The organism is Listeria goaensis (assembly GCF_900186125.1).
Taxonomy (GTDB): Bacteria; Bacillota; Bacilli; order Lactobacillales; family Listeriaceae; genus Listeria; species Listeria goaensis.
This window is the reverse complement of sequence record NZ_FYBQ01000002.1, coordinates 1-13,074: the sequence shown is the minus strand read 5'-3', so window position 1 is coordinate 13,074 and position 13,074 is coordinate 1. Positions and strand designations below refer to the sequence as shown.

Annotated in this window: 7 protein-coding genes; 3 read left to right on the top strand and 4 right to left on the bottom strand. The window is 40.5% G+C overall.

Features of this window, described 5'->3' with window-relative positions; genetic code table 11:
- Positions 1-20: 20 nt before the first annotated feature.
- Positions 21-167: a teichoic acid D-Ala incorporation-associated protein DltX gene (locus CFT42_RS02570; protein ID WP_088809084.1), complete on the bottom strand. Its 147-nt coding sequence runs from the start codon at positions 165-167 to the stop codon at positions 21-23.
- A 237-nt stretch (positions 168-404) separates the two neighbouring features.
- Here CFT42_RS02570 and rpiA point away from each other — a divergent pair, with 237 nt between their 5' ends.
- The gene (gene rpiA / locus CFT42_RS02565) at positions 405-1,073 is read left to right on the top strand and encodes a ribose-5-phosphate isomerase RpiA (RefSeq protein ID WP_088809083.1); all 669 of its coding nucleotides are present in this window, start codon (positions 405-407) and stop codon (positions 1,071-1,073) included.
- On the opposite strand, the gene CFT42_RS02560 is transcribed toward rpiA, so the two are convergent.
- From CFT42_RS02560 to CFT42_RS02550, 3 genes are all read right to left on the bottom strand, one after another.
- Positions 1,070-1,693: a DUF1361 domain-containing protein gene (locus CFT42_RS02560; RefSeq protein WP_088815311.1), complete on the bottom strand. Its 624-nt coding sequence runs from the start codon at positions 1,691-1,693 to the stop codon at positions 1,070-1,072. The genes rpiA and CFT42_RS02560 overlap by 4 nt on opposite strands.
- A gap of 92 nt (positions 1,694-1,785) precedes the next feature.
- Positions 1,786-2,217, bottom strand: a complete 432-nt coding sequence (locus CFT42_RS02555; RefSeq protein ID WP_179946578.1) for a GNAT family N-acetyltransferase — start codon at positions 2,215-2,217, stop codon at positions 1,786-1,788.
- Between the two features lie 17 nt (positions 2,218-2,234).
- Positions 2,235-2,984 carry an alpha/beta hydrolase gene (locus CFT42_RS02550; protein ID WP_088809081.1) on the bottom strand — a complete coding sequence of 250 codons (750 nt, stop codon included), beginning with the start codon at positions 2,982-2,984 and terminating at the stop codon, positions 2,235-2,237.
- A 197-nt stretch (positions 2,985-3,181) separates the two neighbouring features.
- Here CFT42_RS02550 and CFT42_RS02545 point away from each other — a divergent pair, with 197 nt between their 5' ends.
- Positions 3,182-4,228: a branched-chain amino acid aminotransferase gene (locus CFT42_RS02545; RefSeq protein ID WP_255377373.1), complete on the top strand. Its 1,047-nt coding sequence runs from the start codon at positions 3,182-3,184 to the stop codon at positions 4,226-4,228.
- A gap of 346 nt (positions 4,229-4,574) precedes the next feature.
- Positions 4,575-13,074 (top strand): Ig-like domain-containing protein (locus CFT42_RS14920; RefSeq protein ID WP_088815310.1); only part of this gene is annotated, 8,500 nt, incomplete at its 3' end.

Genomic DNA, 13,074 nt, shown 5'->3' with positions numbered 1-13,074 from the left:
CGCGTAATCATCCTTTCTTTTTAAAATTCGTTATAAATAAAATTGGTGCTATTTGGGTTTTTGAAGCCGTAAAACCATAAAAGTCCAAGTAAAACAGCTAAATAGAATGCTGTTTTAAGTATAAAAATCGTGGCTGGCTTATGAAAAAACAACTTTACTTTTTGCATCTATTCACCCCGTTTATGTCTATTATGTTACAAATGTTAAATTTAAATACGTAACTATCATATAATGTAACTCACTTGTATTGAAAAGTCTAATTACATTTTTGTAAGATTAGAGTGTGAATACGAGAGAAGAAAGACGAATTTTTAAAGATTTATGCGAGAATACGCTATAAAATGCATTTTTTGTCGAGAGGATTCTTTTAAAATTGTAAGGTTAAATAAGAAGGAGTGGACAGAATGGAGTCAAAACGTATGGCAGGCGAGAAGGCTTGTGAAGCAGTTCAAGATGGCATGATTGTTGGTCTTGGAACAGGAAGTACGGTTTTTTATACGATTGAAAAACTAGGGGAGCTTGTGCAAGCTGGCTTGCAAATAAAAGGCGTTGCGACATCAATTGAAACGGAGGAACTGGCGAAAAAGTGGCATATTCCTTTACTTTCCTTTAACGAAGTAACAGAAATTGACGTCACAATTGATGGCGCAGATGAAGTTACGCGGGATTTTGCAGGAATTAAAGGCGGCGGCGGTGCGCTTCTTCGCGAAAAATTAGTTGCGCTTATTTCAAAACGGAATATTTGGGTCGTGGATGAATCAAAAGTGGTTGAAGTGCTCGGAAAATTTTGTTTGCCAGTTGAAGTGCTCCCTTTTAGTTATAAATATGTGGAGCGAGCACTTAAAAAGCAAAATATCGGGGCAAATGTGCGTTATGCGCAAGATGGAGAGGTTTTTCTGACGAATAATGGGAATATGATTTTAGATTTAGAGATTTATCCGCTATTAGACGCAAAAAAACTGGCTAACGAATTAGACAGTTTATCAGGCATTGTGGAGCATGGTCTTTTTTTAGGTATAGCGGACGAGCTTATTATTGGCAAAAACGATGGAACCGTTGAAATGCTAAGTTAATTTGTGGATTTTGGGAAATAGCGAAACATAAGGTAAAGCATTAATTGTAAAATGAAAAAATAGATAATAAACTCAAATTGAAAGCCCGAAACATTTAAAATACTGTGTAGAACGGTGCTCGGCTCTGTCAAAAGGTGGATAGTGTGCAGGCGATCAAAGCGTCCTAAATAAATACCGTAACTTGATAAAAGTAAAATGATGGGGACGAGAATGGATTCACGCCAATTCGTGCGCTCTTTTATGGCATCTAAAATGAAACGAAGGGACAGGTTGCCAACGAAAAGGCCAAAAAACACCGCTCCCGACATGACGGTAAAGCTTTGCCATAACAAACTATCTTTTTGAAGAATACCGTTATAATCATAAATATTAAACTGTTTTAAATGAAAGAAGTCGGTAACTAAATAAAAAGCATTAGGGAAAAATAGGAGCCAAGCGGCAGCCAAAATCCAAAAAATGATGGCAGGTCGCTTTTTTTTATGTAGAAAAACAGCTAGTTCAAAAGGAATATAAGCTAATGTGATATTTAAAATTAAAAAATGATAGTAATCAAGTACATAAAAGAGGAGAAGCATCGTACTTATGTAAAAAATGCGACAACCCCAAATTAATTTATTCATATTAACCACTCCTTTCAACAAGCTTCATTATACATGAAATTGTGTGTTCTTTAACAAATATTAATAAAAAAATAGCCTTAAAAGGCTATTTTTTAAATGTTTTTTTCCATTTCTTTATGTTCGATGCCTGCATCCATGAAAATATCGGAACAAACTGTGTAACCGAGCTTTTCATAAAATGGAATCGCTGTGACTTGACCACCCAGTTTTAGTTTTGATGCACCTTGTTGTTTGGCTTCTTGTTCAATGGTTTCCATAATTCTTCGACCGGAGCCTTTGCCACGTGCTTTTTTCTGCGCACAAATGCGTTCTACTTTTCCGTAATTAGGCAGGAGACGCAAACGGCCTGTGGCAAGTGGTGTACCGTCGTCATCATAGTCGATAAACATGATTGTGGAAGGATCGTTATCAAATTCGTCCCATTCTAATTCTGGATCAACATGTTGTTCGGTAACAAATACATCAAAGCGAATTTGTAAGGCATCTTTGCGCATTTGTTCGTTTACTACTTTCTTTACTGTCAAAATTCTTTCTCCCTTCGTTAAACGCCCATGCTCTCTAAATCAAATGTATGAGTTGGAAGCATAAAAGTTAAGCTAGTTTTAATAAACGGTTGCCAATATTTCCAGCGGTGACCACCGTTAAATAGATGAAATTCAGACTCAAAACCTTTCTTCTCAATAAGAAAATGGAGTTTTTCGTTTGGTTCTAAGAAATTAGCGACTTGGTTATCGGTCGTTTCCACTTCAGTTTCTGCGTCCCCGATGATATGGAAGACTTTAAGGGCAGCTGGGTTTGCCGATTGAACGAGTTCTAAAAGGTCATCATTTACAAAAGGCGAATGTAAAATGACATTTCCAAAGGTGAATGGATATTTAAGCGCTGCTTTTAAAGAAACGCTTGCTCCGAGTGAATCCCCCATTAAAAAGCGACTGTTTGCCATTTGAAAGGAAGGAAACTGATTTTCTAAATAGGGGACGAGTTCATGGGCTAAAAAGCGCATGTATGCTTCATTTTGTTCACCATCTGGATGATATTTTCTGCGTCTGTCCTCCACTGTTTTATACGGTAAACAAGCAAAAATAGCTTTTTGAATCCTGTTCTGGTTCGTCAGTTCATCGACAAATTTAGGCAACTTCCCAAAGCTTAAATAATCTTTCCCGTCTTGAACGATAAAAAGTGGGTATTTATAAAGAGGTGAGTAATCCGGTGGTAAGTAAATAATGATGTCCATTTCCTCATTCAAATGTTTACTAAACAATTTTTCTTCGAGCATTTTACCTTCAGCCATCGTCAATCTCTCCTCTCGCCAATTTTTATTTTTAAAGAATGTCTTCATTTTATCATGATTTATTGAAAAAGGGAGTATAATTTGCTTATTTTTAGTTAAAAAGTTAGAAAATACTCTCTATTTAGTTTATTTGCTGCTCCAAGCTAGAGAAAAAATACTGTAAGGCTAGAAAAGTTGTGCTATACTTATGAAATAAGTTGAGTACACAGAAAGTAGGGAAGAAAATGGCAAAAGATATTGATTGGGCTAATTTAGGTTTTGGTTATATTAAAACAGATAAGCGCTATATTTCTCATTGGAAAGATGGCGAATGGGATGCTGGAACGCTTACTGAGGATAATGTACTTCATATTAGTGAGGGATCGACGGCCCTTCACTACGGACAACAGTGTTTTGAAGGTTTAAAAGCTTACCGAGCAAAAGATGGATCGATTAATCTGTTTCGACCGGATCAAAACGCGCAAAGAATGCAAAGAAGTTGTGAACGGCTTTTGATGCCAACGATTCCGACTGAAAAATTTATTGAAGCATGTCGAGAAGTTGTTAAAGCGAATGAAGAATTTATTCCGCCATATGGAACAGGTGGAACACTTTACTTGCGTCCGTTTGTTATTGGTGTTGGTGATAACGTTGGTGTTCATGCTGCACCTGAATATATCTTTTCGATTTTCTGTACACCAGTTGGCGCTTATTTTAAAGGTGGTTTGCAACCAGCTAGTTTCGTTGTATCAGATTACGACCGTGCTGCGCCAAAAGGAACAGGAGCCGCAAAAGTTGGTGGGAACTATGCTTCCAGTCTTTTACCTGGGAAAAATGCGCAGAAACGAAATTTCGCGGATGCGATTTATTTAGACCCTGCCACACATACAAAAATTGAGGAAGTAGGGGCTGCTAACTTTTTCGGAATTACGAAAGACAACCGTTTTGTTACACCATTTTCGCCTTCCATTTTGCCTAGTATCACAAAATATTCCCTTCTTTATTTAGCGGAACATCGCTTAGGGTTGGAAGTTGAAGAAGGCGATGTATATATTGATCAATTGGATGATTATAAAGAAGCTGGCGCTTGTGGAACGGCTGCTGTGATTACACCAATTGGCGGCATTCAAAACGGAGATGACTACCATGTGTTTTATAGCGAAACGGAAGTAGGACCTGTTACAAGGCAATTGTATGATGAGCTTTGTGGCATTCAATTTGGTGATAAAGAAGCGCCGAAAGATTGGATTGTAAAAGTAAAATAGGAGTTTCTCTCAGTTGATTTGAGTCACTCTCCAAAAGCTAGATGTTTGGTCTAACTTTTGGAGAGTGTTTTTTTATGCCCAAAATCCGTCGTGCAAAATGAACGGAATAGCCTTCTTTTTTTTTTTGTGATAGAAAAAATGTCACAAAAATTACATAAAACAGGTAAATAAAGCCGTTTTTATAGCTAATTTGACTATTTTTCAGATGCTAATATGAATATATGTGTGCATATACTTATGGGAAAAGGGGGGAATGATGAAGTTTTGAATAGGGAGGCTATAGGAAATCCTGACGTAAAAGGTATTTTCTATGTAAAAAATGAAATTTAAAAGGAGAACAAGCATCATGAGAAAATCTAAATTAAAGAAGATAGTAATCAGTACGATTACAACTACAATGGTAGCTTCTACAATTGCGACAGCGTTTCCATTTAATGCTTTAACAGTGAGAGCGGCTGATAGTGAAGCGCAAACACCAAAATTGAAATCAGGAGTTTTACAGTCTAATGCTGCAAACCTGTTAAAAAACAGTAATTTTAATGGTATTAGTAACTGGGATTTTCGTATTTGGGATGGCGCAAATGCATACAATGGTGGAACAACGGTAAGAAGCTATGATTATAATAGTTCAGATGGTTCCTATGCTATTAATGGCTACAGACCTAACACAATGAGTGTAAAACCACAGGGAAATGGCTCTATGGATATTTGGATGAATAGAACAGTTGATAACGGACCCGCAGGAAATATGTTCCAATCTGTTAATACAATTGCTGGTCATAGATATACTTTGAATTACACGGTTATTAATCAAAGTAATTCACTTTTTAAGGTCCACGCCCTAGATGGTTACAATAATATTAGTGCAAATGCAGGGACTTTAGCAACCACGGGTAGTTCTTGGTCTGCTAATTATGGCACTCAAAGTCTGACCTTTACGGCTCGGAGTAATTTTACAACTATCAGTTTTGACATCTTTAGAAGTGCAAATACAGGCAGCACACGGTTTTCTAATCTAAGTTTAGTTGATATTGATAATATGGACGAGACAACAATTAATCCGCTGACAACGAATTCTTTGACTGCGCAGGGAACGGCTGAGCCGAATGCTAGCCTTGTTATAACAGCAGGCGGAACAACGCTTACGACAACGACTGTAAACAGCGATGGTACTTATAATGTTACAATTCCAAAGCAAGCCGCTGGAACGATTGTAACCGCAGTTGCAACAATTAATGGACAATCAAAAAGTGCGCAAACTACAGTGTCACAAGGAAGTATTGCGCAAACAACGATTAATCCCCTTACAACGGATTCAACATTAGCAACCGGTAGAGGGGAACCAGGTGCCTCACTTGTGATTCGCAATCAGTCTGGGAATCAAATCGGAACAGGTCAGATACTTGAAAATGGTACATACAGTGTGACAATACCTAAACAAGTAGCTGGAACAATTGTGACAGCCACAGCAACAAAAAATGGGCAAACATCCAGTGCGAATACAACGGTAACGCAAGGGAATATTGCACCGACAACGATTAATGCGCTAACAACAGACTCTGTGAAGGCAGAAGGAACTGCAGAACCGGGTGCTACTCTTGTGATTCGTAATCAATTTGGTAATCAATTGGCGACAGGATCCGTACAGCCGAATGGCACATACAGTGTGACAATACCCAAGCAAATAGCTGGAACGATTGTCACAGCAACTGCTACTAAAAATGGTGAAAATGAAAGTGCCTCTACAACTGTGACACAAGGAAATATTGCGCAAACAACCATCAATGCTTTAAACACAGACTCTGTGACAGCAGAAGGAACGGCTGAACCGAATGCAGATATTGTGATTAAAGCAGGTTTGACTACGCTTGCATCAGGTCGTGTGGGTTCAGATGGAAATTATAATTTCTTGATTCCAAAACAAATAGTTGGAACCATTGTGACGGCCACAGCTACGATATACGGAAAGTCATCTAGTGCGAATACAACTGTGACACAAGGGAATATTGCACCGACAACGATTAAACCCTTAACAACAGATTCGCTAACAGCAGAAGGAACTGCTGAACCAAATGCGATTTTGGTTCTTAAAGATCAAAATAATAATCAAATTGCAAATGGTCGAATAGGCTCAGATGGAAAGTATAGTGTGGTGATTCCAAAACAAGCTGCTGGAACGGTTGTAACTGCGACGGCAACAAAAGATGGACAAACATCTAGTGCGAGCACAACTGTCACACAAGATAGCATTGCACAAACAACCATTAATGCATTAAATACGAACTCGACAGTAGCGCAAGGGAAAGCAGAACCGAATGCAGCTATTGCGATTAAAGTCGGATCTAGTACAATTGGGGAAGGAAGAGTAGGTTCAGATGGCAATTACAGCGTGACCATTCCAAAACAAGCCGCTGGAGTAACTGTCATTGCAACGGCTACAGCTGGTGGAAAGACCTCTAGCGCGAATACGACTGTTATTTCGGATGAAATTGCGCAAACGACAATTAATCCATTGAACACAGATTCTGTACGAGCAGAAGGGACCGCTGAACCGAATGCTTCATTAGTTTTGAGAGATCAGAACAATAACCAAATTGCACTAGGCCGAGTAGGTTCAGATGGCAATTACAGTGTGACCATTCCAAAACAATTGGCTGGAACCGTTGTGACGGCCACGGCAACATTAGATGGAAAGACATCTAGCTCGTTTACAGTTGTTACGAATGATACTATCGAGCCAACAACAATTAATTCATTAACAGTGGACTCAGTAACAGCATCAGGGACTGGTGAACCGAATGCTTCATTAATTTTGAGAGATCAAAATAACAATCAAATCGCGAGTGGGCGAATTGGCTCTGACGGGATTTACACGGTGACAATTTCTAAACAAGCGGAAGGAACTGTAGTAACAGCAACCGCGACAGCTAATGGGAAAACGTCAAGTGCCAACACGACGGTTATCAGTGATCGTATCGCACAAACGACCATTAATTCGTTAACAACGGATTCGAGGCAGGCTACGGGAACCGGTGAACCGAATGCAACGCTTGTATTGAGGGATCAAAATAATAATCAAATTGCAAGCGGACGAATTGGTTCAGATGGACGTTATACTATGGCCATTTCACAGCAAGCCCTAGGTACTGTGGTAACGGCGACAGCTACTTTAAATGGAAAAACATCGAGTGCAAATACGACCGTAACTGGAGGCGCAACAATTGCGCAAACGACGATTGAACCATTAACAACGGCATCAACCATTGTACGAGGAACTGCCGAACCGAATGCAAATATGGTAATCAAAGCAGGCACAACAACCATTGCAGTGGGACAAGCTGGTTCAGATGGAACATACACTTTCATTATTCTTCCCCAAGCGGAGGGTACGATTGTGACGGCGACAGCCACTGCAAATGGAAAAACATCGAGTGCCTCTACTGAAGTTACGCGTGAACATACGGGAACCGTAACGGTGAAAGAAGACTTCTATGTGGGCTATGACAGTCGCATTCAAGCCGAAGTAACAGGGGATATTACAAAAGTGTATCTCGAAGTAGATGGTGTTAGAAAATCAACCATTCCTGTTACAGGAAGCTTTGAATATTATGCAAAAGGCGTGATAACAAATACGAATCAAGTCGCGTATTTAGTTGGTCTTGATGCATCCAATCAAGAATTAGACCGGAAACGTGTGACGGTGAAAGATGGCGACTTAAAAGTTGGAACGATTACACCGAATACCTTTGTTGTTGGTGGTGCAGATTCTTATGTACGCGGAACATACACAGGTTCTGTTGTCAAAGTAGGACTTGTTGTAAATGGGACGCTTCTTACGAAGATTCCAGTTGGAACAGATGGTACCTTCCAATATTATGCACGTACTATCACAAATGCGGCAACAGATGAAGTCTATGCGATTGGTTATAACTCAGAAAATCTTGAAATTGCAAGAACAAGAGTACCACTAGTTGCTACTATTGCAGAAACAACGATTAATGCATTAACAACGGATTCCGTAAAAGCCGAAGGAACAGCGGAACCAAATGTGGATATTGTGATTAAAGACCAAAACAATACGCAAATCGGGAGTGGAAAAGTAGGATCTGATGGAAACTACAGCATTACGATTCCAAAACAAGCCGTTGGAACGGTTGTCACAGCAACTGCAACGAAGAATGGCCAAACGAAGAGCGCGAATACAACAGTGACGCAAGAAAATCTTGCACCAACGACGATTAATGCGTTAACAACGGATTCTGTGAAAGCCGAAGGAACCGCGGAACCAAACGCGGCAATTGTGATTAAAGATCAAAACAACAATCAACTTGCAAGTGGTGTTGTTCAAGCGAATGGAACTTACAGCCTAACAATTCCAAAACAACCATTTGGAACAGTTGTAACGGCAACCGCAACGAAGAATGAAAAGTCTGCTAGTGCAAGCACAACAGTGACGCAAGGTAATCTTGCGCCGACGACAATTGGTGAATTGACAACTGATTCTACAGTGGCAGAAGGGACGGCGGAACCAAATGCAACGATTGTGATTAAAGATCAAAACAATAACCAACTTGCAAGTGGCCGCGTAAGTTCTGATGGCACGTACTACCTTATTATTCCAAAACAAGTAGTTGGAACAGTGGTGACGGCAACGGCAACGGCTAATGGGAAAAATGCAAGTGCGAGCACAACTGTCACACAAGGTGGTATTGCACCGACAACGATTGGTAAGCTAACGACAGATTCTACATCGACAGAGGGAACAGCAGAACCAAATGCAACGATTGTGATTAAAGATCAAAATAACAATCAGCTAGCAAGTGGTCGTGTAGCGCCAGATGGTACGTATTTCTTTAGAATTCCAAAACAAGCTGTTGGGACAGTAATAACAGCGACTGCGACGGCTAATGGGAAAACTGCGAGCGCACATACAACGGTAACGCAAGAAAATATTGCGAAAACAACGATTAATGCGTTAACGACAGATTCTATAAAAGCAGAAGGAACAGCAGAACCAAATGCAGATATTGCGATTAAAATAGGTGGTACGACGATTGCAACTGGGAAAGTAGATGCAAACGGTAACTACAGTCTGGTGATTCCAAAACAAGTCGCTGGAACCGTTGTAACGGCAACAGCAAGCAAGAATGATAAGGTTGAAAGTGATTCTACTACCGTGGCACAAGGAAATATCGCGCCAACGATGATTAATGCGCTAACAACAGATTCTACATCAGTAGAAGGAACAGCAGAGCCAAATGCAACGATTGTGATTAAAGATCAAAATGATAATCAATTAGCGAGTGGCCGAGTAGGTTCTGATGGCGTGTACTATTTAATGATTCCAAAACAAGCAGTTGGAACCGTTGTGACGGCGACAGCGACATTAAGTGGTAAAACATCAAGTGATAATACAACGGTGACACAAGGAAACATTGCGAAAACAACGATTAATGCTTTAAATACAGATTCCGTGAAAGCAGAAGGAACGGCCGAGCCGAATGCAACGATTGTATTTAAAGATCAAAACAACAATCAAATTGCAAGCGGCGTTGTTCAGGCAAACGGCACATACAGTGTGACAATTCCAAAACAAGCGTTTGGAACGGTTGTAACGGCAACGGCAACGAAGAATGGAAAAACATCAAGTGATAGTACAACGGTGACGCAAGAAAATCTTGCACCAACAAGGATTAATGCGTTAACGACAGATTCTGTGAAAGCCGAAGGAACCGCCGAACCGAATGCAACGATTGTATTTAAAGACCAGAACAACAACCAAATTGCAAGTGGTGTTGTTCAAGCAAACGGCACATACAGTGTAACAATTCCAAAACAAGCGTTTGGAACGGTTGTAACGGCAACGGCAACGAAAAATGGAAAAACATCAAGTGATAGTACAACGGTAACGCAAGGAAATCTTGCACCAACAAGGATTAATGCGTTAACGACAGATTCTGTGAAAGCCGAAGGAACCGCCGAACCGAATGCAACGATTGTATTTAAAGACCAGAACAACAACCAAATTGCAAGTGGTGTTGTTCAAGCAAACGGCACATACAGTGTAACAATTCCAAAACAAGCGTTTGGAACGGTTGTAACGGCAACGGCAACGAAAAATGGAAAAACATCAAGTGATAATACAACGGTAACGCAAGGAGACCTTGCACCGACAAGGATTAATGCGTTAACGACAGATTCTGTGAAAGCGGAAGGAACGGCCGAGCCGAATGCAACGATTGTATTTAAAGACCAAAATAACAATCAAATTGCAAGTGGCGTTGTTCAGGCAAACGGCACATACAGTGTAATAATTCCAAAACAAGCGTTTGGAACTGTTGTAACGGCAACGGCAACGAAGAATGGAAAAACATCAAGTGATAGTACAACGGTGACACAAGGAGACCTTGCACCAACGACAATTAATGCTTTAAATACAGATTCAGTAAAAGCGGAAGGAACAGCAGAGCCGAATGCAGATATTGTGATTAAAGTAGGTCAAACAATGATTGCGACTGGGAAAGTAGGATCAGATGGAAATTACAGCCTGATGATTCCAAAACAAGCAGTTGGAACGATTGTGGTAGCAACGGCAACGAAGAATGATAAATCAGCAAGTGGGGATACAACGGTGACACAAGGAAACCTTGTGCCAACAACGATTAATGTGTTGACCACGGATTCTGTGAAAGCAGAAGGAACTGCCGAGCCAAACGCGGCAATTGCAATTAAAGTTGGACCAACAACGATTGCAACCGGTACGGCTAATGCAAGTGGTGTTTATAGTATTACAATTCCGAAGCAAGCGTTTGGAGCCGTTGTGACAGCAGATGCAACGAAGAATGGCAAATCTTCAAGTGCGAATACAACTGTAACGCAAGGAGCTCTTGCTCCAACAACGATTAATGGGTTAACAACAGATTCCATTAAAGCTGAGGGAACTGCTGAACCAAATGCGGATATTACAATTAAAGTAGGCCAAACAACGATTGCAACAGGAAAAGTAGATTCAAGTGGAAACTATAGTGTCACTATTCCGAAGCAAACGGTAGGAACAATTGTTAGTGCAACGGCGACAAAAAATGATGTAACATCGAATCGAGCGCCAACAACGGTTACACAAGGCGACATTGCGCCAACAACGATTAATGCACTTACAACAGATTCAGTGAAGGTAGAAGGGATTGCCGAGCCAAATGCAATGATTGTGATTAAAGATCAAGATAATAATCAACTTGCAAGTGGGATTGTACAACCTGATGGAACTTACAGCCTGACGATTCCGAAACAAGCATTTGGAACGATTGTAACGGCAACCGCAACAAAAAATGGTAAGTCTTCCAGTGCGAATACTGCAGTAACCCAAAATGAGATTGCACAAACAACAATTAATCCACTGACAACCGATTCTGTGAAAGCAGAAGGAACAGGAGAACCGAACGCAACGATTGTGATTAAAGATCAAAACAACAATCAGATTGCAAGTGGGATTATTCTAGCAAATGGCACATATAGTATTAGGATTCCGAAACAAGCATTCGGAACCGTTGTGACAGCTGATGCAACGAAAAATGGTAAGTCTTCCAGTGCGAATACGCCAGTCACACAAGGGAATATTGCAGCAACGACGATTAATTCTCTAACAACGAATTCTGTGAAAGCGGAAGGAACCGCCGAACCGAATGCAACAATTGTATTTAAAGACCAGAACAACAACCAAATTGCAAGTGGTGTTGTTCAAGCGAATGGGGCATATAGTGTCACTATACCGAAACAAGCATTTGGAACTGTTGTAACGGCAACGGCAAGTAAGAATGGAAAAACGTCTAGTGCGAATACGTTAGTCACTCAGGCAGACATTGCACCAACGACAATTAATCCACTTACAACGGATTCTGTGAAAGTAGAAGGAACCGCAGAACCAAACGCAACGATTGTATTTAAAGATCAAAATAACAATCAAATCGCAAGTGGTGTTGTTCAAGCGAGTGGGGCATACAGTGTCACTATACCGAAACAAGCATTTGGAACGGTCGTAACGGCAACGGCAAGTAAGAATGGAAAAACGTCTAGTGCGAATACGCCAGTCACACAGGCAGACATTGCGCCAACGACAATTAATCCACTTACAACGGATTCTGTGAAAGTAGAAGGAACCGCAGAACCAAACGCAACGATTGTATTTAAAGATCAGAACAACAATCAAATCGCAAGTGGTGTTGTTCAAGCGAACGGCACATATAGCATTACGATTCCGAAACAAGCAGTCAATACTGTTGTAACGGCAACGGCAAGTAAGAATGGTAAATCGTCCAGTGCGAATACGTCAGTTACACAGGCGGATCTTGCACAGACGACAATTAATCCACTTACAACGGATTCCGTGAAAGCAGAAGGAACCGCAGAACCAAACGCAACGATTGTATTTAAGGATCAAAACAACAACCAAATTGCAAGTGGTATTGTTCAAGCAAATGGCACATACAGTGTGACTATTCCAAAACAAGCATTTGGAACGGTCGTAACGGCAAGTGCAACAGCGAAAGGCAAAACAGAAAGTGCGAATACTACGGTTGCACAAGGTAATATTGCGCCAACGACAATTAATGCCTTAGATTCTGATTCTACAAAAGCAGAAGGAACGGCAGAACCGAATGCAGATGTAACTATTAAAGTAGGTAACACTACGATTGCAACAGGAAAAGCAGATGCTAGTGGTCATTACAGCATTACCATTCCAAAACAAGCGGCAGGTACTGTTGTCATTGCAACCGCAACGAAAAATGGGAAATCAGCAAGTGCGAACACAACCGTTACACGAGCTTCAAATGGAACGGTGACGGTGA

Excerpts from the sequence above, each read along its gene's own strand:
- CFT42_RS02570 (WP_088809084.1), bottom strand. The coding sequence starts at position 167 with ATGCAAAAAGTAAAGTTGTTTTTTCATAAGCCAGCCACGATTTTTATA.
- rpiA (WP_088809083.1), top strand. The coding sequence starts at position 405 with ATGGAGTCAAAACGTATGGCAGGCGAGAAGGCTTGTGAAGCAGTTCAA.
- CFT42_RS02560 (WP_088815311.1), bottom strand. The coding sequence starts at position 1,693 with ATGAATAAATTAATTTGGGGTTGTCGCATTTTTTACATAAGTACGATG.
- CFT42_RS02550 (WP_088809081.1), bottom strand. The coding sequence starts at position 2,984 with ATGGCTGAAGGTAAAATGCTCGAAGAAAAATTGTTTAGTAAACATTTG.